Source organism: Actinoallomurus soli (assembly GCF_024055715.1).
Classification (GTDB): domain Bacteria; phylum Actinomycetota; class Actinomycetes; order Streptosporangiales; family Streptosporangiaceae; genus Actinoallomurus; species Actinoallomurus soli.
This window is the reverse complement of record NZ_JAMXMV010000012.1, coordinates 111,701-131,500: the sequence shown is the minus strand read 5'-3', so window position 1 is coordinate 131,500 and position 19,800 is coordinate 111,701. Positions and strand designations below refer to the sequence as shown.

Annotated in this window: 15 protein-coding genes; 10 read left to right on the top strand and 5 right to left on the bottom strand. The window is 71.6% G+C overall.

Annotated elements, in window-relative coordinates; translation table 11 throughout:
- Positions 1–2: 2 nt before the first annotated feature.
- Positions 3–1,937: a fumarate reductase/succinate dehydrogenase flavoprotein subunit gene (locus tag NDW01_RS27145; RefSeq protein ID WP_252825402.1), complete on the top strand. Its 1,935-nt coding sequence runs from the start codon at positions 3–5 to the stop codon at positions 1,935–1,937.
- Positions 1,937–2,677 carry a succinate dehydrogenase/fumarate reductase iron-sulfur subunit gene (locus NDW01_RS27140; protein ID WP_252825400.1) on the top strand — a complete coding sequence of 247 codons (741 nt, stop codon included), beginning with the start codon at positions 1,937–1,939 and terminating at the stop codon, positions 2,675–2,677. Before NDW01_RS27145 ends, NDW01_RS27140 begins: the two co-directional genes overlap by 1 nt.
- A gap of 82 nt (positions 2,678–2,759) precedes the next feature.
- Here NDW01_RS27140 and NDW01_RS27135 read toward each other — a convergent pair whose 3' ends face one another.
- Positions 2,760–3,245 (bottom strand): helix-turn-helix domain-containing protein, encoded by a 486-nt coding sequence (locus NDW01_RS27135; RefSeq protein ID WP_252825398.1) that lies wholly within the window; start codon positions 3,243–3,245, stop codon positions 2,760–2,762.
- Between the two features lie 501 nt (positions 3,246–3,746).
- On the opposite strand from NDW01_RS27135, the gene NDW01_RS27130 reads away from it, so the two are divergent.
- From NDW01_RS27130 to NDW01_RS27100, 7 genes are read left to right on the top strand one after another with little or no spacing between them, the layout of a single operon-like run.
- The gene (locus NDW01_RS27130) at positions 3,747–5,333 is read left to right on the top strand and encodes a peptide ABC transporter substrate-binding protein (RefSeq protein ID WP_252825395.1); all 1,587 of its coding nucleotides are present in this window, start codon (positions 3,747–3,749) and stop codon (positions 5,331–5,333) included.
- Position 5,334: 1 nt separating this feature from the next.
- Positions 5,335–6,261, top strand: a complete 927-nt coding sequence (locus NDW01_RS27125) for an ABC transporter permease (protein WP_252825393.1) — start codon at positions 5,335–5,337, stop codon at positions 6,259–6,261.
- 11 nt (positions 6,262–6,272) lie between these two features.
- Entirely contained in the window at positions 6,273–7,202 is a 930-nt protein-coding gene (locus NDW01_RS27120) for an ABC transporter permease (protein WP_252825390.1), read from the top strand.
- Complete coding sequence (locus NDW01_RS27115) at positions 7,199–8,212, top strand: ABC transporter ATP-binding protein (RefSeq protein WP_252825388.1); 1,014 nt, start codon at positions 7,199–7,201, stop codon at positions 8,210–8,212. The genes NDW01_RS27120 and NDW01_RS27115 overlap by 4 nt, the downstream gene beginning before the upstream one ends.
- Positions 8,205–9,233, top strand: coding sequence for an ABC transporter ATP-binding protein (locus tag NDW01_RS27110; RefSeq protein WP_308211784.1), 1,029 nt, complete (start codon positions 8,205–8,207; stop codon positions 9,231–9,233). Before NDW01_RS27115 ends, NDW01_RS27110 begins: the two co-directional genes overlap by 8 nt.
- A 54-nt stretch (positions 9,234–9,287) precedes the next feature.
- Complete coding sequence (locus NDW01_RS27105; protein WP_252825386.1) at positions 9,288–11,027, top strand: ABC transporter ATP-binding protein; 1,740 nt, start codon at positions 9,288–9,290, stop codon at positions 11,025–11,027.
- A complete protein-coding gene (locus NDW01_RS27100; RefSeq protein ID WP_252825383.1) occupies positions 11,024–12,775 on the top strand; it encodes an ABC transporter ATP-binding protein in 1,752 nt (583 codons plus the stop codon). Before NDW01_RS27105 ends, NDW01_RS27100 begins: the two co-directional genes overlap by 4 nt.
- A gap of 36 nt (positions 12,776–12,811) precedes the next feature.
- On the opposite strand, the gene NDW01_RS27095 is transcribed toward NDW01_RS27100, so the two are convergent.
- From NDW01_RS27095 to NDW01_RS27080, 4 genes are all read right to left on the bottom strand, one after another.
- Positions 12,812–13,255 (bottom strand): response regulator, encoded by a 444-nt coding sequence (locus NDW01_RS27095; protein WP_252777571.1) that lies wholly within the window; start codon positions 13,253–13,255, stop codon positions 12,812–12,814.
- Positions 13,252–14,862: a sensor histidine kinase gene (locus NDW01_RS27090; protein ID WP_252825381.1), complete on the bottom strand. Its 1,611-nt coding sequence runs from the start codon at positions 14,860–14,862 to the stop codon at positions 13,252–13,254. The genes NDW01_RS27095 and NDW01_RS27090 overlap by 4 nt, the downstream gene beginning before the upstream one ends.
- A complete protein-coding gene (locus tag NDW01_RS27085; RefSeq protein WP_252777569.1) occupies positions 14,859–16,058 on the bottom strand; it encodes a PP2C family protein-serine/threonine phosphatase in 1,200 nt (399 codons plus the stop codon). Before NDW01_RS27085 ends, NDW01_RS27090 begins: the two co-directional genes overlap by 4 nt.
- A gap of 73 nt (positions 16,059–16,131) precedes the next feature.
- Entirely contained in the window at positions 16,132–18,228 is a 2,097-nt protein-coding gene (locus NDW01_RS27080; protein WP_252825379.1) for a S9 family peptidase, read from the bottom strand.
- Positions 18,229–18,367: 139 nt separating this feature from the next.
- Between NDW01_RS27080 and NDW01_RS27075 the strand changes: the two genes are divergently transcribed.
- Entirely contained in the window at positions 18,368–19,795 is a 1,428-nt protein-coding gene (locus NDW01_RS27075; RefSeq protein ID WP_252825377.1) for a serine/threonine-protein kinase, read from the top strand.
- The last annotated feature ends 5 nt before the right edge of the window (positions 19,796–19,800 follow it).

The following is a 19,800-nucleotide window of genomic DNA, read 5'->3' as shown; positions in this document are numbered from 1 at the left end:
CCATGAGCGAACTGTTCACCGAGGGCGCCCCGATTCAGGACACCAAGGCGCCGGACGGCCCGATCAACGAACGCTGGGACAAGCGGCGCTTCGGCGGCAAGCTGGTCAACCCCGCCAACCGGCGCAAGCTGTCGGTCATCGTGGTCGGCACCGGCCTGGCCGGCGGCTCGGCCGCCGCGACGCTGGGCGAGCTGGGCTACCAGGTCAAGTCCTTTTGCTACCAGGACAGCCCGCGGCGCGCCCACAGCATCGCGGCGCAGGGCGGCATCAACGCCGCCAAGAACTACCGCAACGACGGCGACAGCATCCAGCGCCTGTTCTACGACACGGTCAAGGGCGGCGACTACCGGTCCCGCGAGTCGAACGTCTACCGCCTCGCCCAGGTCAGCGTCGAGATCATCGACCAGTGCGTGGCGCAGGGCGTGCCGTTCGCCCGCGACTACGGCGGCCTGCTCGACACCCGCTCCTTCGGCGGCGTGCAGGTCTCCCGCACCTTCTACGCCCGCGGCCAGACGGGCCAGCAGCTGCTGCTGGGCGCGTACCAGGCCCTGGAGCGGCAGATCGCGGCCGGCACCGTGACGATGTTCACCCGGCACGAGATGCTCGAGCTGATCATCGTCGACGGCGTGGCGCGCGGCATCATCGCCCGCGACATGATCACCGGCGAGATCGAGACGCACATCGCCGACGCGGTCGTGCTGGCCTCCGGCGGGTACGGCAATGTCTTCTTCCTGTCGACGAACGCCAAGGGCTGCAACGTCACGGCGACCTGGCGGGCGCACCGCAAGGGCGCGCTGTTCGCCAACCCCTGCTACACGCAGATCCACCCCACCTGCATCCCGCAGAGCGGCGAGCACCAGTCCAAGCTGACCCTGATGTCGGAGTCGCTGCGCAACGACGGCCGGGTCTGGGTGCCGGTGAAGAAGGGCGACACCCGCAAGCCCGGCGACATCCCCGAGGACGAGCGCGACTACTACCTGGAGCGCATCTACCCGTCCTTCGGCAACCTGGTCCCGCGTGACATCGCCTCCCGCGCCGCCAAGAACGTCTGCGACGAGGGCCGTGGCGTCGGCCCCGGCGGCCTCGGCGTCTACCTGGACTTCGCGGACGCGATCGCGCGCCTGGGCCGGGACGCCGTCGCCGCCAAGTACGGCAACCTCTTCGAGATGTACGAGCGCATCACCGGCGAGGACCCGTTCGAGGTGCCGATGCGCATCTACCCGGCGGTGCACTACACGATGGGCGGCCTGTGGGTCGACTACGACCTGCAGTCCACGATCCCCGGCCTGTTCGTGATCGGCGAGGCGAACTTCTCCGACCACGGCGCCAACCGCCTCGGCGCCTCCGCGCTGATGCAGGGCCTGGCCGACGGCTACTTCGTGCTGCCGAACACCATCAGCGACTACCTCGCCAAGGGCCCGTTCGAGAAGATCGGCGACGACCACGAGGCCGTCGTCGAGGCCCGCGAGGCGGTGAAGGACCGCATCGAGAAGCTGCTGTCGATCGACGGGGACCGTACGCCGGACTCCTTCCACCGCGAGCTCGGCGCGCTCATGTGGGAGTACTGCGGGATGGAGCGGACCGACGCGGGCCTGCGCAAGGCCATCGACCGGATCCGCGAGTTGCGCGAGGAGTTCTGGGCCCGCGTCAAGGTCCCGGGTGAGAACGAGGAGCTCAACCAGAACCTGGAGAAGGCCGGACGCATCGCCGACTTCTTCGAGCTGGCCGAGCTGATGTGCATCGACGCCCTGCACCGTGAGGAGTCCTGCGGCGGCCACTTCCGCGCCGAGTCGCAGACCCCCGACGGCGAGGCGCTGCGCGACGACGAGAGGTTCGCCTACGTGGCGGCGTGGGAGTACACGGGCCACGCGCCCGTCCTCCACAAGGAGAACCTCGAGTACGAGTACGTCAAGATGACCCAGAGGTCGTACAAGTAATGAAGCTCACGCTGAAGATCTGGCGGCAGAAGAACGCCGCCGACGAGGGCCGCATGGCCTCGTACGAGGTCGACGACGTCTCGCCGGACATGTCGTTCCTGGAGATGCTCGACGTCCTCAACGAGCGGCTGATCCTCGAGGGCGAGGACCCGGTGGCGTTCGACCACGACTGCCGCGAGGGCATCTGCGGCATGTGCTCGCTGGTCATCGACGGCACGCCGCACGGGCCGGAGAAGGCCACGACCACCTGCCAGCTGCACATGCGCAAGTTCAAGGACGGCGACGTCATCACGATCGAGCCGTGGCGGGCGCGGGCGTTCCCGGTCGTCAAGGACCTGGTGGTGGACCGGTCGGCGTTCGACCGGATCATCCAGGCCGGCGGCTACGTCAGCGCGCCGACCGGCTCGGCGCCCGAGGCGGCGGCCATCCCGGTGCCGAAGGCCGACGCGAACGACGCGTTCGACGCGGCGACCTGCATCGGCTGCGGCGCCTGCGTGGCGGCCTGCCCGAACGCCTCCGCGATGCTGTTCACCGCCGCGAAGATCACCCACCTGGGCCTGCTGCCGCAGGGCCAGCCCGAGCGGTACGACCGGGTCGTCTCGATGGTGGACCAGATGGACGCCGAGGGCTTCGGCGGCTGCACGAACACCGGCGAGTGCACCGCGGTGTGCCCGAAGGGCATTCCGTTCGAGACCATCTCCCGCCTCAACGCCGACCTGCTCAAGGCGTCGCGAGGCTGAATTCACGCCGCGCATCGCGCGCGACCGGACTTCACGGCCCGGGCGGAAGGTACGTCCCCCCTTCCCTCCGGGCCGTGATCTGTCACCAGGTGCCCTTCCGGAAACCTCGCCGGACCGATTCCTGGCTGCGGCGGCGCTGCGCCTCACGCGCCTTGCGGCTGCGCCGATGAAACGTCTCGGGCGGGCGCTGGAGGCCGTAGATGTCGCCCCACCATTCGCCGGGCACCGGGTCGATGATCAGGTCCAGATGCGCCGGATAACGCCGTCCGGCGGCGTCCCTGACTCCACGCCCGTCCGCCTCGTGGTACTCCTCCAGCGGCTGGACGACGTAGCCGTTCATGTCGACCGCGATGAGGAAGAGCCCGGCAACCCCCAAGAGTCGTTGTAAGACGGCGAGGCTGGGCGTGCACCTGCCGCTCTCGATGCTGCCGACGAGCGCCGGCGAGACCTTGGCGAGCCGTGCCATCTCCCGCTGGCTCATCCGTGCGATACGCCGGCCGCGCCGGACGAGTCCCGGGATCGGGAAGAGGGCGAGGTGGGGCTCGTCGTCGATGCGTCGAAGGCTCATGATGACGAGTCTCCGGCGTCCGGGGTCGTCCTTGCGGCCGCCTGGACCGGAATGTGGACGGGCCGGTGTGGTCCCGCCGGCGGTGCCGCCGGGCCCTGCCCCGACTTCCGCGGTTATTTGCTCTGCTCACCTCGAGTAGGCATTGGACCGTTCCAGGTGCATACTCCATGTGAGCAGAGCAAACGGTTCTGGGAGTCGCGGGAGGGGGCTGTGGCCGCCGGAGGTGGGCGGGTGCGAAGGCTCCCGCATACGGCTGGGCCGTGGCGCAGGCGTAACACGAGCGCCGTGGGCGGCGGAGGACGTTCTACTGATCCGTCGAATCGGACGGCGACTCTCCGGATGGCGATTCTCGCGGCGAAGGTGGGTGGTGGCCATGTCAGAGGCCATGTTGGTAGGTATATTTCAATACCGAAACGGTTGACGTAAACATCTACCAGGACATGGCCGAATTACGCCAAGCTAAGGGCCGATCCTCGTATGACCCTGGAGGTGGACGGCCCGATGCCTGTCACGAAGAGCCGATGGCTCGTCTCCCTGACCGCGGTGGCGCTCGCGGCGTCCGCCTGCGGCGGCGGTGGCGGTTCCGGGAACAAGCCGAAGGTCTTCACCTTCGCCAACACCGAGCCCGAGCACCTGATCCCCGGCAACACCAACGACTCGTACGGCCTCAACGTGGACAGCGCGCTGTTCGACACGCTGATGACGCTGGACGCGAACGGCAAGCCGGTCCCGCAGGAGGCCGCGTCGGTCGAGTCGTCCGACCAGAAGGTCTGGACGATCAAAATCAAGCCGGGCCTGACGTTCCACGACGGCGAGCCGGTGACGGCGCAGAGCTACGCCGACGCCTGGAACTACACCGCGAACGGCGCCAACGGCTGGGGGAACAACTACTACTTCTCCGCCGTCGACGGCTACGCCGACCTCAACCCGGACAAGGGCAAGCCGAAGGTCGACACGCTCAAGGGCCTGAAGGTCGTCGACCCACAGACGCTGCAGGTGACGCTGTCGCAGCCGTTCAGCCAGTTCCCCTACATCCTGTCGTTCCTCGGCACCGCGCCGCTGCCCAAGGTGGCCTTCAAGGACATGAAGGCGTACGAGGAGAAGCCGATCGGCAACGGCCCGTTCATGATGGACGGCTCCTGGGAGCACAACCGGGAGATCAAGACCAAGAAGTTCCCCGGCTACAAGGGCCCGCGCCCGGCCAAGTCCGACGGGGTCGTCTTCAAGACCTACGCCAGCCGCGACGCCGCCTACACGGACCTGCGGGCCGGCCGGGTCGACTTCGATACCCAGATCCCCGCCGCGCAGGTGCCCCAGGCGAAGCGGCTGCTGGGCAAGCGGTACCTCAGCGTGCCCAGCGGCACGATGGACTTCCTGGAGTTCCCGCTCTACGACAGCCGGTTCGCCAACCCGGACCTGCGCAAGGCGATCTCGATGGCGATCGACCGGCAGTCGATCGTGAACGCCGTCTTCAACGGCGTCTACAAGCCCATGGGGTCGCTGCTCGCGCCGATCGTGCCCGGCTACCGGGCGAACGCGTGCGGTGAGGCCTGCACCTACAACCCGACGGCGGCCAAGCAGCTGTTCGACAAGGCCGGCGGGTTCAAGGACACGCTGCACCTGATGTTCTCCAACGCCGACCCGACGTACGAGCAGTGGATGACCGACGTGGCCAACCAGCTCAAGCAGAACCTCGGCATCACGAACATCGTCTTCGACAAGGTCCAGGCGTCGGACTACATCTCCAAGCTGACCGACCACAAGGCGACCGGCCCGTACCGCAGCAACTGGACGATGGACTACCCGAGCCCGGAGGACTACCTCACGCCCCGGTGCGCCAAGCCGACCCGGAGCGGCTACGACGGCGCCGCCTGCGAGGCGCTGATCATGAAGGGCAACGCGGCGGGCACGCCCGAGCAGGGGCAGCAGTACTACCAGCAGGCCGAGGACCTCGTGCTGAAGGACCTGCCGGTCACCCCGCTGTGGAACTGGCAGGACCAGGCCGGCTACTCCAGCCACATCGGGAACGTCAACGTCGACCCGTACGTCCAGCCGCTGGTCCACCTTGACCAGGTGACGGTCAAGTAGCGTGTGGCGTTTCGTCCTCCGGCGCGTGCTGCAGATGGTGCCGGTGCTCATCGGCACCACCTTCCTGATCTACGTGGCGGTGTTCGCGCTGCCCGGGGACCCGATCCGGGCCCTGGGCGGCGACAAGCCGATGCCACCGTCGGTCTATGAGGCGCTCCGGCACCACTACCACCTCGACGAGCCGCTGATCGAGCAGTACGGCCGGTACCTCCTCGGCCTCGTCCGCGGGGACTTCGGCGAGACCCTGAACGGCCAGTCCGTCGCGAGCCTGATGGCGACGGGCTGGACCGTCACGGTCCAGCTGGCCCTCACCGCCTGGGTCTTCGAGCTCGTCGTGGGCATCGCGCTCGGCGTGCTCGCCGGCCTGCGCAAGGGCGGGATCATCGACTCGCTCGTGCTGAGCGGCACGACCTTCGTCATCGCCATCCCGGCCTTCGTGCTGGCCTACTCGGCCCAGCTGATCTTCGGGCTGAAACTCGGCTGGTTCCCGACGGCGGGGACCGACGACGGCTGGCCGTACAGCTACCTGTTGCCCGGCATCATCCTCGGCTCGCTCAGCCTGGCCTACATCGCCCGGCTGACGCGCACCAGCCTGGTGGAGAACATGCGCGCCGACTACGTGCGCACCGCGCTGGCCAAGGGGCTGCCGCGGCGCCGGATCATCCTCCGGCACACGCTGCGCAACTCCTTGATCCCGGTGGTCACCTATCTCGGTGTCGACCTGGGGAACCTGCTCGCCGGCGCGATCGTCATCGAGGGCATCTTCAACCTGCCCGGCATCGGCCAGCAGATCTTCCAGGCGGTCCAGATCAAGGACGGCCCGACGGTCGTGGGCATCTCCACCTTCCTGGTGCTGATCTTCCTGCTGGCCAACCTGGTGGTCGACATCCTGTACGGCGCCCTGGACCCGAGGATCCGGTATGAGTGAGAGGAGGGCGCATGAGTGAAGCCGGCAGCGACACGCTCGCCGTCGCCCAGACCGGATCGGACGTCGCAGGGGCGTCCGCGTCGCTGTGGAGCGACGCGTGGCGTGCCCTGCGCCGCCGGGTCGTCTTCTGGGTGTCGGTGGTCATCCTTGTCGTGATGGCCCTGATGGCGGTGTTCCCGTCGCTGTTCACCGACCGCGGGGTCAACGACCGGTGCGACGTACGCTTCGCCAAGCACGCGCCGTCGTCGTGGAACCCGTTCGGCGCCGGCGGCCACCCGTTCGGCTACGACATGCACGGCTGCGACTACTGGGCGCAGATCGTGCACGGCGCCCGCGCCCCGATGATCGTGGGCTTCGTCGTGACCGGGATCGCGCTGACCCTGTCGATCACGCTGGGCTCGCTGTCGGGGTACTTCGGCCGCTGGCTGGACGCGCTCATCTCGCGGATCACCGACATCTTCTTCGGCCTGCCGCTCGTGCTCGGCGCGCTCGTGATCCTCACGGCCTTCCCCGCCCACGGCGTGTGGACGATGTCGCTGGTGCTCGGCGTGCTGTGGTGGCCGACGATGACCCGGCTGATGCGCGGTCAGGTGCTGTCGGTGCGGGACGCGGACTACGTCCAGGCCGCCCGGGTGCTCGGTGCCGGTGACCTGCGGATCATGGCCCGGCACATCCTGCCGAACGCCATCGCGCCCGTCTTCGTCTATGCGATGCTGAACGTCGGCGTGGTGATCGGGTACGAGGCGACGCTCGACTATCTCGGCGTCGGCCTGCAGTACCCCACCGTCTCCTGGGGGCTGCAGCTCAGTCAGGCGCAGGACGTCTTCACCGACTACCCGTACCTCCTGATCTATCCCGCGGTGCTCCTGACGGCGACCGTGCTGAGCTTCCTGCTGCTCGGCGACGCCGTGCGCGACGCCCTGGACCCGAAATTGCGATGACGAACACACCCGACCCCGCTCCGGGGACACCGCTGCTCCAGGTCGAGGACCTGCGCGTCGAGTTCCGCATGCGCGGCTCGACGGTGAACGCCGTCAACGGGCTCTCCTACACGCTCGCCGAGGGGGAGACCCTCGCGATCCTGGGGGAGTCCGGGTCCGGCAAGAGCGTCAGCGCGCAGGCCGTGATGGGCATCCTCGACACTCCGCCGGCGTACGTCACGGGTGGCGCCGTGCGGTTCCGTGGGACGGAGCTGCTCGGCCTGCCGGAGAAGAAGCGCCGGATCTACCGGGGCGCGCACATCGCGATGATCTTTCAGGACGCCCTGTCGGCGCTGAACCCGGTGCACCGGGTCGGCGACCAGATCGCCGAGATGCTGATCGTGCACAAGGGGATGTCCCGCGGCGACGCGCGCAAGCGTGCGGTCGAGCTGATGGACCGGGTGCGGATCCCCTCGGCCGCCTCGCGGGCGAGTGACTACCCGCACCAGTTCTCCGGCGGCATGCGCCAGCGCGTCATGATCGCGATGGCGCTGGCGCTGGAGCCGGACGTGCTGATCGCCGACGAGCCCACGACGGCCCTCGACGTCACCGTCCAGGCGCAGATCATGAAGCTGCTGTCGGACCTGCAGGACGAGATGGCGATGGGGCTGATCCTCATCACCCATGACCTGGGCGTCGTCGCCGACGTCGCCGACCGCATCGTCGTCATGTACGCCGGGCGCGTCGTCGAGCAGGCCGAGGTCAAGGAGCTGTACGCCCGGCCCGCGCACCCGTACACCGAGGGCCTGCTGGCGTCCGTGCCGCGCGTCGACGTACGGGACCGGGCGCTGACCCCCATCAAGGGAGCGCCGCCGAACCTCGCGGCGATCCCGGCCGGCTGCCCGTTCCACCCGCGCTGCCCGCGGGCACGGGAGGAGCGCTGCCCGGACGAGGTGCCCGCGCTGCGCGACGTGACCGGTACCGGGCACGGGAGCGCCTGTCACTACGCGGAGGAGGTGCTCGGTGGCTGACGAGATCCTTCAGGTCGAGAACCTGGTCAAGCACTTCCCGCTCACCCAGGGCGTCGTGTTCAAGCACCAGGTGGGCCAGGTCAAGGCGGTCGACGGCGTGTCGTTCGCGTTGCACAGGGGCGAGACGCTCGGCCTGGTCGGGGAGTCCGGCTGCGGCAAGAGCACGCTCGCCAAGCTGCTCATGGCCCTCGAACGCCCCACCTCCGGGTCGGTGCGCTTCGAGGACCAGGACGTGTTCGCGCTGTCCCGTGCGGAGCTGCGGCGGCTGCGGCGCCGGGTGCAGATGGTCCTGCAGGACCCCTACACCTCGCTGAACCCGCGCATGACGGTCGGTGACATCGTCGGCGAGCCGTTCGCGATCCACGGGGACCCGGAGGGCGGGCGCCGCCGCCGCGTACGCGAACTGCTGGAGGTCGTCGGCCTCGATCCCGACCACGTGAACCGCTACCCGCACCAGTTCTCCGGCGGGCAGCGGCAGCGGATCGGCATCGCCCGGGCGCTCGCGCTGCGGCCCGACGTGATCGTCTGCGACGAGCCCGTCTCCGCGCTGGACGTCTCGGTGCAGGCACAGGTCATGAACCTCCTGGCCGACCTGCAGAAGGAGTTCGGCCTGTCGTACGTGTTCATCGCGCACGACCTGGCCGTCGTCCGGCACATCTCGGACCGGGTCGCGGTGATGTACCTCGGCAAGATCGTCGAGATCGGCGACGAGGAGCAGATCTACGACCACCCGACGCATCCGTACACGCAGGCGCTGCTGTCGGCCGTTCCGGTGCCGGACCCGACGCGGCGGGGGACCCCGATCGTGCTCGAGGGCGACGTCCCGAGCCCGACGAACCCGCCGTCCGGCTGCCGGTTCCGTACGCGCTGCTGGAAGGCCCAGGACGTCTGCGCCACCGAGGAGCCCCTCCTGCAGGTGAGGGCCGCGCGCGGCCCCGATGACGGCGCGGACGGCGGCGTCACGGGATCGTCGCACCCGAGCGCCTGCCACTTCGCCGACGAGAAAACCGCTCGCGACTGATCTCGCGCTCTGGGTAGCGTCGAAGGACCTGCCGTCTCTCGAACGGGGTCTTTCATGCGCTCGTTCCCCGTGGCGGATCCCGGCACGCCCGACCATCGGTCGGCCGCGCGCTACCTGCTGTGGACGGCGCGCGCCCAGGCCGGCACGATGGCCGGCGCCGCCGGGGCCGGGGTCCTGTGGATGATCAGCCAGGCCTTAGTGCCCGCCGTGATCGGACGGGCGATCGACGCAGGCCTGACCGCCCGTGACGCTCGCGCGCTGGTGACCTGGTCCGGTGTTCTGCTGGCCCTCGGCGTCGTCCAGGCGGCGACCGGCGTGCTGCGGCACCGCCTGTCCACGGTCAACTGGCTGGGCGCGGCCTTCCGCACCATCCAGGTGACCACCCGGCAGGCCGTACGGCTCGGCGCGACGCTCCCCAAGCGGCTGGCGAGCGGCGAGGTGGTCAGCGTCGGGATCGCCGACGTGTCGCACATCGGCGGGGCGATGGACATCGTTGGGCGCGGCAGCGGTGCGGTGCTCTCGATCGCCGTGGTCGGAGTGATCCTGCTGACGACCTCCTGGCGGCTCGGCCTGATCGTGCTGGCCGGGGTGCCGCTGCTGGCCCTCGCGGTCGGGCCGCTGCTGCGCCCGCTGCACCACCGGCAGCAGCGGCAGCGCGAGCTGAACGGCGGGCTGACCACCCGCGCGGGCGACATCGTGGCCGGGCTGCGCGTCCTGCGCGGGATCGGCGGCGAGCAGTTCGTCGCCGCGCGCTACCGCGCCGAGTCCCAGGCCGTCCGCGCGGCGGGCGTCCGCGTGGCGCGCACCGAGTCGCTGCTGGACGGCGCGCAGGTGCTGCTGCCCGGACTGCTGGTCGCGCTGGTCACCTGGGCCGGGGCGCGGTACGCGCTGAGCGGGGAGATCACGACGGGTCAGCTGGTCTCCTTCTACGGGTACGCGGTGTTCCTCATCGACCCGTTGCGGACCCTCACCGAGGCCGCCGACAAGATCACCAAGGCGCACGTCGCCGCGCGGCGGGTGGTCCGGATCCTCGGGATGACGCCCGAGCCGCCCGACGACGGGACCCGGTCCCCGATCCCCGGCGACCTGGTCGATGAGGAGTCCGGCGTCGTCGTACGGCCCGGCCGGCTCACCGCCGTCGCCGCGACCGCGCCGGAGGACGCCCAGGCCATCGCGGACCGGATCGGCCGCTTCGCCGACGGCGCGGTCACGTGGGGCGGCGTCCCGTTGCGGGAGCTGCCGCTGCGGGCCGTCCGGGAGGCGGTCCTGGTCGCCGACAACGAGGCGCGGCTGTTCTCCGGGCGGCTGCTGGACGAGCTCGGCGGCAACGGCGACGGCGACGCGCACGGCGTCCAGGCGGCCCTGCGCGCCGCCTGCGCCGAGGACGTCGTCGACGAGCTCCCGGACGGGCTGCGGTCCGTGGTCGCCGAGGGCGGCCGGGAGTTCTCCGGCGGGCAGCAGCAGCGGCTGCGCCTCGCCCGCGCCCTCGCCGCCGACCCGGAGGTCCTGGTCCTCGTCGAGCCGACCTCGGCGGTCGACGCCCACGCCGAGGCCCGGATCGCCGCCCGCCTCCGGGAGTTCCGCGGCGGTCGCACCACCCTGGTCTGCACCACCAGTCCGCTCGTGCTCGCGCACGCGGACGAGGTCGTCTTCGTCGCCGGGGGCAGAGCGGTGGCGACCGGCCCGCACCGCGAGCTGCTCGGCGCCGAGCCGGCCTACGCCGCCACCGTCAACCGCGAGGAGCTGATCGGCGAGGGGCGTACGAACGAGGGTCGCATGAAGGAGGGCGCATGACCGAGCGGATGACCGAAGCCACGGGGATCCTGCCGGTCGCCTCGGCCGCCCAGGTGCGGGCGTACGCGCGGCGGCTGACGCTGGCCTACCCGCGGGAGCTCGCGACGGCGCTCGCCGTGCACGGCCTCGCCGCCGTCGCGGGGCTGGTCGCCCCGCGTCTCCTCGGCGAGCTGGTCCAGGACGTGCGCGACGGGTCCTCGCACGTGGCGGTCGACCGGATCGCGATCGCCATCCTGGCGTTCGTCGTCGTCCAGGGCGTGCTGCTGCGGTACGCCGTCTTCCTGTCCGCGCGGCTCGGCGAGAAGGTGCTGGCCCGGCTGCGGGAGGAGTTCGTCGACCGGGTCCTGGAGCTGCCGCTGTCCACCGTGGAGCGGGCGGGCACCGGCGACCTGGTCACCCGTACGTCCCGCGACGTGGACGCCCTGGCTCGCACCGTACGGCACGCCGTGCCCGAGACGCTGATCGCGATGGTCACCGGCGCGTTCGCGATCGGGGCGCTGATCCTCGTCGGGCCGCTGACGGCGCTGCCGTGCCTGGTCGGGGTGCCCCTGCTGTGGTGCGGCACCCGCTGGTACCTGCGGCGGGCCCGCGACGGCTACCTCCGGGAGAACCAGGCGTGGGGCGGCGTGACGGCGGGGCTCAGCGAGACCGTCCTCGGCGCGCGCACCATCGAGGCGTTGCGGCTGGAGGAGCGCCGTGTCGCGCGGACCGACGCCGACCTCGCCGCCGCGTGGGAGGCCGAGCGGTACACCCTGGGCCTGCGCACGGTGTGGTTCCCGCTGGTGGAGATCGGCTACGTGCTGCCGGTGGCGGCCACGCTGCTGATCGGCGGCCTGCTCTATCTCCACGGCCTGGCGTCGCTGGCCCAGGTCACCGCCGCCACGCTGTACGTCCAGCAGCTCATCGACCCGCTCGACCGGTTCCTGTCGTGGGTCGACGAGCTGCAGGTCGGCGGGGCGTCGCTGGCCCGGCTGCTGGGCGTCGCCGAGGTGCCGGCGGACCGTACGCCGGGCGGCCGGCGGCCCGACGGCGATCGGATGGCGGTCGACGGGGTGCGTTACTCCTACCGGGACGGCAAGGACGTCCTGCACGGGATCGATCTGCGCCTGCGCCCGGGCGAGCGGCTGGCGATGGTGGGGCCGAGCGGCGCGGGCAAGTCCACGCTCGGCCGCCTGCTCGTCGGCGTGCTGCGGCCGCGCGCCGGAGCGGTCACCGTCGGCGGGGTGCCGCTGGTGGACCTTCCGCTGGAGGATCTGCGCCGCAACGTCGCCCTGGTCACCCAGGAGCACCATGTGTTCCGCGGCACGATTCGCGACAACCTGCTGCTGGCCCGGCCGGACGCGACCGACGAGGAGCTGGCGCGGGCGCTCGACGCGGTGGACGCGTCCTGGGCCCACACGATGCTGGACACCGAGGTCGGCGCCGGCAACGCGGCGCTGTCCCCCGCCCGGGCGCAGCAGCTCGCGCTGGCCCGCCTCGTCCTGGCCGACCCGCACACGCTCGTGCTGGACGAGGCGACGTCACTGCTGGACCCGCGGGCCGCCCGGCACCTCGAACGCAGCCTGTCGGCGGTCCTCGACGGCCGTACGGTGGTGGCGATCGCGCACCGGCTGCACACCGCCCACGACGCGGACCGGGTCGCCGTCGTGGAGGACGGCCGGATCACCGAGCTGGGCGACCATCACGAGCTGATCGCCCGCGACGGCTCCTACGCGGCGCTGTGGCGGTCCTGGCACGGTCCAGGCTGACGGGCCCGGCCTGGTCAGGCCGGCCGTGTGGGGGCGTCAGCCGCGGGGGAGCTTGACGACGCTGACGAAGAAGTCGTCGATCTGGCGGACGACCTTGATGAACTGGTCGAAGTCGACCGGCTTGGTGACGTACGCGTTCGCGTGCAACCGGTAGCTGCGGAGGATGTCCTCCTCGGCCTCGGAGGTGGTGAGGATGACGACCGGGATGGTGCGCAGCGCCTCGTCGTCCTTGATCTCCTCCAGTACCTGCCGGCCGTCCATGCGGGGGAGGTTCAGGTCGAGCAGGACGAGGTCCGGACGCGGGGCGTCGGCGTAGTCGCCCTCGCGCCGCAGGAACCGCATCGCCTCTTCGCCGTCGCTGACGACCGACAGCTTGTTGCTGACCTTGTTGTCATCGAACGCCTCTTTCGTCAGCACGACGTCGCCGGGATCGTCCTCGACGAGCAGGACTTCGATGGGGCGTACGGTCAGGTCGGTCATTGTTCGGCTGTCTCCGTGCTGTCGAGGCTGTCGTCGCCGTCGTCGGTTTCCTCAATGGCGGGCAGGGTCCACCGGATCGTCGTGCCCTTCTGCTCCGGCGCGGTGTCCAACCAGATCCGGCCGCCATGGTATTCGACGATCTTCTTGCAGAGAGCCAGCCCGATACCGGTTCCGGCGTACTCGTCCTTCGGGTGCAGGCGCTGGAAGATGAGGAAGATCCGCTCGGCGTAGGCGGCGTCGATGCCGATGCCGTTGTCGCTGCAGGCGAACTCCCAGTAGTCGCCGTCGCGCTCGGCCGAGATCTTCACCCGCGGCGGATCCTCGCTGCGGAACTTGATCGCGTTGCCGATGAGGTTCTGGAGGAGCTGGGTGAGCAGCGTCGCGTCGCCCATGACCTTGGGCAGCGGGTCCCAGGTGATGCCGGCGTCCGACTCCGACCGGGCCAGCCCCAGGTTGTCCAGGGCGGCCGCGAGAACGGTCTCGCAGTTGACGACCGTCATGTCGCGGTTCACCCGGCCGACGCGGGAGAAGTTCAGCAGGTCGTTGATGAGCGACTGCATCCGCTTGGCGCCGTCGACCGCGAAGTCGATGTACTGCCGGCCGCGGTCGTCCAGGACGTCGGCGTAGCGGCGTTCGAGCATCTGGCAGAAGCTCGCCACCTTGCGCAGCGGCTCCTGCAGGTCGTGGCTGGCCACGTAGGCGAACTGCTCCAGCTCGGCGTTGGATCGGCGCAGCTCCCTGGTCTGCTCGTCGAGCTTGGCGCGCGCCTCCGCCGCCTCTCGCCACTCCTCCAGGATGTGGTTGCGCATGGCGTCGACGTGCGCCGCCAGCTCGGCGAGCTCGGCCGGGCCCGCCACCTGCAGCGGGTGGGTCAGATCGCCCTGGGAGACCCGGCGGACCTGGCCGGTGAGCGCGGAGACCGGGCGCAGCACGGTGCGCCGGATGAGGAGGGTGAGGCCGAGCGCGCCGGCGATCAGCACGACCGCTCCGCCCACCAGCGTCTCGTAGAGCAGGTCGACCTCGCGGTCCAGCCGGTCGGCGGACCGGCGCTGGAGCTCGGCGAGGCGGGTACGGGCGGTCGCGACGGCGTCGCGCACCGCGGCGAACCGCTGTTCGCCGAAGGCGGCGGAGGGCTTCGCGGTGCCGTTGGTCAGCGGGTCGGCGTAGTCGTGTCGCCAGGCGGCGGCGCGGGAGCCGACCTCCGCGATCGCGGCCTGGGCCGGGCCGGCGTGGGGGGTGTCCCGGAGCAGCCTGGTGAGCTCGGCGAGGGAGGCGGCCGTCTCGCTCTCGGCCTGGCGGTAGGTGGCGGGAGCCGTCTTGTCCCCCGTCAGGCTGTACGACCGGACCGCCCCGACCTCCGCGGAGACGGACGTGCTGAGCCGACCGGACTGCAGCACGGCGGGGTCGACGTGCCGGAGCAGCGCGGTGCGGGCCGCGCTGCCGTCCTTGACCACGAGTCCGACGGCGGCGCCCACGACGATGACGGTGAGCATCAGAAGGACGAGACCGAGGCTGTACCAGTGACCGACGCCCAGTCTCGGCACGTCCTCCGCGTCGACGTGGAGCGCCGGCGCCTGGCGCGGGCGGCGTGTCGAAGGAGCGGTCACCGGTCCGCCTTTCCGGAGAGCATGACGACGGCGAGGTCGTCGGTGAGCGCCTCGCCGTTGAGGGACTCCACCTCGGCGACGAGGTGATCGATGAGCAGGTCGCCGGTGAGACCCCGGGCGCGGGCGCCGGCCGCGAGCTCGACGAGCCCGTCGGTGCCGAGCCGGTCCGCGCCGCCGCCGATGCGGCCCTCGATCAGCCCGTCGGTGTAGAGCATGAACGACCAGGGGCCGGTCAGCTCCATGTCCGAGGCCGGCCATTCGGACCCGGGGAACAGGCCGAGCGCCGGGCCGTACGCGTCGTCGGGCAGCGCTTCGGCCGTGGTCTCGCCGAACAGCAGCGGCGCCGGATGACCGGCCATGTGGAACCGCGCGCTCCGCCGGTCCGGCGCGATCGTGATCATGGCGAGCGTCGTGAAGATCTCCTCGGACCAGCGTTCGTGGCACAGGACCGTGTCCAGCGTGCCCAGCAGGTCCGTTCCGGTGTGGCCGGCCAGGACGAGGGTGCGCCAGGCCATCCGCAGCCGGACACCGAGCGAGGCCTCGTCCGGGCCGTGCCCGCAGACGTCGCCGATGACCAGGTGGACCGACCCGTCGGAGGTCTGCACGGTGTCGTAGAAGTCACCGCCGAGGAGGGCGCGCTCCCGGCCGGGGCGGTAGCGCGTGTGGTGGTGCAGGTCGGGGTCGTTGATCAGCGGGACGGGGAGCAGGCCGAGCTCGATCCGGGCGTTCTCCTCGCTCCGGATCTGCGCCTCCATGAGCTCGCGCTCGGAGTCCTCGGCGCGCTTGCGCTCCAGGGCGTAGCGGATGGCACGGGCCAGGAGCGGCCCGTCGACCTCGTGCTTGATCAGGTAGTCCTCGGCCCCCGCGGCGACGGCGGCGACGCCCACGGCGGCGTCGCTGCGGCCGGTCAGGACCAGGACGGCCGAGCGCGGAGCCATGTCGAGCACCTGGCGCAACAGGTCCAGCCCTTCGGCGTCGGGCAGCGACAGGTCGGCCACGACGCAGTGGACGCCCGGATGCAGGCGCTCACGCGCCTCACGGAGCGTGCGGGCCTGGAGGATGTTGGCATCGGGCAGCTCCTCGTCGAGGAGCTCCTCGAACAGGAAGGCGTCGCCCGGGTCGTCCTCGATGAGGAGGATCTCCAGCTTGCCGTCGCCGGGAACGACCGAGGTCGAGTGCTCGATTATCTCGCTCACGTCTCGTCGGGGGTCGGGGTGCCGGTCGCACCGTCTGAAGAATGGTGCCCTTTACCGGGCGCGGGGGCAACGGTCACGCGAGCGCTTCCTTAAGGAACCTGATCTGGAGGAGCAGGAGGTTCTCGGCGACGACCTCCTGCGGCGTCATGTGGGTCACCCCGGACAGCGGCAGGACGGCGTGCGGCCGGCCGGCGGCCAGCAATGCCGAGGATAGACGCAGCGTGTGAGCGGCGACGACGTTATCGTCGGCCAGTCCGTGAATCAGCAGCAGCGGCCGCGTCACGTCCGCGGGCGCGTCACCGCCGGATACCGCGTCGAACAGGCTCGACCGCTCGTACGGCTCCGGGTCCTCGCCGGGATCGCCGAGGTAACGCTCCGTGTAGTGCGTGTCGTACAGGGTCCAGTCGGTGACGGGCGCGCCCGCGATCGCCGCGTGGAAGACGTCGGGCCGGCGCAGCACCGCGAGCGCGGCGAGGTACCCGCCGAACGACCAGCCGCGGATGGCCACCCGCGACAGGTCGAGGGGGAACCGCTCGGCAGCCCCGCGCAGCGCCGCGATCTGGTCGTCCAGGACCGGCCCGGCGAGGTCGCGGTGGATCGCGTGCTCCCAGTCGCGCCCCCGGCCGGGGCTGCCGCGCCCGTCGGCGACGACGACCGCGAACCCCTGGTCGGCGAGCCACTGCGGCTCGGCGAAGGCGCGGCGCGCGGCCAGGACCCGCTGGGCGTGCGGCCCGCCGTAGGGGTCCATGAGGACGGGCAGCGGCTCGTCGCCGGTGTACCCGGCCGGCAGGAGCACGGCGGTGCGCAGCTCGCGCTCGCCGGCGCGGATCAGCGTGACGCCGACGTCCAGGGACGGCTGCTCGGCGTGGGAGAGGATCCGGCCGGCCGGGGCGCCGTCGCGCAGCACGGTGGTCTCGGTGCCGAACCGGTCGAGCCGGCTCCCGGTGAGGACGGTCGTGCCGCCGCGCCGGCGGCCGCCGAACACGCCCGCGCCCTCGGTCAGCCGGCGCAGGCCGTCGGGGCCGTACTCCCAGACGTGGATCTCGGTGGGCTCGTCGGAGGCGGTGAACAGGACCGTGTCGCCGTCCACGTCGAGGACGGCGCGCACGTGGAGGTCGTCCGGCGTGACGCGCTCGCCGCCGACGATCAGTCCGCGCGCGTCGTGGCCGTCTTCGGCCACCCAGACGAGGTCGCCCGTCCCGGTACGGGCCGGCGCGCCGGGGACGATGTCCAGCCAGACGGGGTCGGTGTCCTCCCGGACGAGCGTGGTGCGCCCGGTCGACGGGTCGGCCTCCAGGATCCGCATCGTCTTCTGGTCGCGGGTCTGGACGACGAGCAGGACGCCGCGGAAGCCCCAGCGGGCGGTGACGAGGTACGGGAACGCGTCCCTGTCCCACTCGACCGCCTGCCGCGTGCCGTCCAGCCCGAGGACGACGAGGGAGACGTCGGCGTTCGGGGTGCCCGCGGCCGGGTAGGCGACCTCGCGCGGCGGCGTCGCCGGGTTCGCGGGGTCGGCGATGTGCCAGCGGCGCACCGGCGACTCGTCGACGCGGGCGGCCAGGACGGCCGTGCCGTCGGGCGCCCACCAGTACCCGCGCATGCGCTGCATCTCCTCGGCCGCGATGAACTCCGCGAGGCCGTACGAGACCTGCTCGCCCTCCGGCTCGGCCAGCGCGCGGTCCGTGCCGGTCGCGACCTCGATCACGCGCAGGGCGCGGCCGGAGACGTACGCGACGTGGGCGCCGGTCGGGTCCGGGCGGGGGTCGAACGCCGGGACGGCGGCGTCGAGGGGACGGACGGCCGTGCCGAGGTCGGTGACGAACAGCCGCCCGGACAGGGCGAACGCGGCGAGCGTCAGTCCCTCGTCGGTGGCGTAGGCGACGATCCCGCCCGCCTGCTCGCGGGCGCGCTCCCGGCGCGCCTTCTCCTCGGCGGGCAGGTCCTCCTCGCCGGGCAGGTCGAGGGCGCGCGGGTCGACGATCAGGCGTTCCTCCGCCTCGCCGCCGTCGCGGGGGACGTCGAGGGCCCACAGGCAGGTGACCGGGTCCGTGCCGCCCCGCGTCCGGAGGAACACGACACGTGAACCGTCGGGGGAGACCTGGAAACCGCGCGGCGCTCCGAGGGTGAACCGCCGTGTACGCGCGCTCTGCCGGGGGAAGCTGGTCGTCATGGTCCGATCCTGCCAGGAGGCCGTGAATGCTCCGTGCAAGCCCGCCGGTCATGCGGAAGACTATTGCCGTCCATGAGCCGTTCCCCCAGGAGTGTTGATGCCCGACGCCCGTCCCCTGCAGCCCGGTGATCCTGACCGGTTGGGGTCATATGAAGTCACGGGCCGCCTCGGGGAGGGCGGCCAGGGCACGGTCTACCTCGGCCGCTCGGCCGCCGGGGAACCGGTGGCCATCAAGCTGCTGCGCGGCGACCTCGCCCAGGACGACACCGCGCGGAGCCGGTTCCTGCGCGAGCTGTCCGCGGTCAAGCGGGTCGCCCGGTTCTGCACCGCGCAGGTGCTGGAGGCCGACGTGGACGGCGACCGGCCGTACATCGTCAGCGAGTACGTCCCCGGCCCGTCGCTGCAGCAGCTGGTCACCGGGGAGTCCCCGCGATCCGGCGCGGAGCTGGAGCGCCTGGCCATCGGCACCGTCACCGCGCTCGTCGCGATCCACCAGGCGGGCATCGTCCACCGCGATTTCAAGCCGCAGAACGTCCTGATCGGCCCCGACGGGCCGCGGGTCATCGACTTCGGCATCGCCAAGGCCCTGGACGCGGCCGCGACCATGACCAACTCCGCGATCGGGACTCCCGCCTACATGGCGCCCGAGCAGCTCACCGGCAAGGAGATCACGCCGGCGGCGGACATCTTCGCCTGGGGCTCGACCATGGTGTACGCCGCGACCGGCTCCGCGCCCTTCGGGCAGGACACCGTGATGGCGGTGATCAACCGCATCCTGAGCGAGCCGCCGGACCTCGGCGGCGTGCAGGAGCCGCTGCGCGGCATCGTCGCCGACTGCCTCGCCAAGGATCCGGCGGTCCGGCCCACCGCCCAGCAGCTGCTGATGCGGCTGCTCGGCGAGGAGGGCGTCACCCCGGCCGCTCCGATGGCGGGCGCCGGCCCGCAGACCGCGATCCTGGACCAGGGGGCGGCGTTCGCCGAGACCAGGGCCGTCGGCGTCCCGCCGACCGCGCCGGTCACCCCGGCCGCGCCCACGATCGCGGCGGGCGGCCTCGGGGCGATGGCCGGGGCGGCCGCGGCCGCGGGCGCCGGGGGCTCGACGATGCCGCAGTACGCCGCGGCGACGCATCCGGGCGGCGTCGCGCGCCGCGGCACGTCGCCGCGGCTGGTCCTGGCGGCGGTGGCCGGCCTCGTCCTGGCGGTGGGGCTCGCCGCCGCGGTCGTCTGGGCGGCCGGGCACCACGGGAACAAACCGGCGCCCGGCCCGGCGCCGAGCGCCCAGGTCTCCAGCGAGGCGTCCTCCGACAGCGGGGACTCGCAGCGGCCCGCGCCGGTCGGCTCGCACTCCGAGCCCGCCTACAGCCAGGCGCCGACGACCCACCGGACGCTGCCCACCCATACGGCGACGTCGGCGCCGACCAGCGACCGGCCTACCACGACGCAGCCCACCGATGAGCAGCCGACCGGCGGCCCGAAGCAGCCGACGAGCGGCCCGACGGGCGGTGACGACCCGGGGGGAGGCGACAAGCAGCCGGGCGGTGGCAAGGCGAGCCAGCCCGCCGGTTAGCGTTG

What these genes read in the sequence shown, in the direction of transcription:
- NDW01_RS27145 (WP_252825402.1), top strand. Translation starts at nt 3, where the DNA reads ATGAGCGAACTGTTCACCGAGGGCGCCCCGATTCAGGACACCAAGGCG.
- NDW01_RS27140 (WP_252825400.1), top strand. Translation starts at nt 1,937, where the DNA reads ATGAAGCTCACGCTGAAGATCTGGCGGCAGAAGAACGCCGCCGACGAG.
- NDW01_RS27135 (WP_252825398.1), bottom strand. Translation starts at nt 3,245, where the DNA reads ATGAGCCTTCGACGCATCGACGACGAGCCCCACCTCGCCCTCTTCCCG.
- NDW01_RS27130 (WP_252825395.1), top strand. Translation starts at nt 3,747, where the DNA reads ATGCCTGTCACGAAGAGCCGATGGCTCGTCTCCCTGACCGCGGTGGCG.
- NDW01_RS27120 (WP_252825390.1), top strand. Translation starts at nt 6,273, where the DNA reads ATGAGTGAAGCCGGCAGCGACACGCTCGCCGTCGCCCAGACCGGATCG.
- NDW01_RS27115 (WP_252825388.1), top strand. Translation starts at nt 7,199, where the DNA reads ATGACGAACACACCCGACCCCGCTCCGGGGACACCGCTGCTCCAGGTC.
- NDW01_RS27105 (WP_252825386.1), top strand. Translation starts at nt 9,288, where the DNA reads ATGCGCTCGTTCCCCGTGGCGGATCCCGGCACGCCCGACCATCGGTCG.
- NDW01_RS27100 (WP_252825383.1), top strand. Translation starts at nt 11,024, where the DNA reads ATGACCGAGCGGATGACCGAAGCCACGGGGATCCTGCCGGTCGCCTCG.
- NDW01_RS27095 (WP_252777571.1), bottom strand. Translation starts at nt 13,255, where the DNA reads ATGACCGACCTGACCGTACGCCCCATCGAAGTCCTGCTCGTCGAGGAC.
- NDW01_RS27080 (WP_252825379.1), bottom strand. Translation starts at nt 18,228, where the DNA reads ATGACGACCAGCTTCCCCCGGCAGAGCGCGCGTACACGGCGGTTCACC.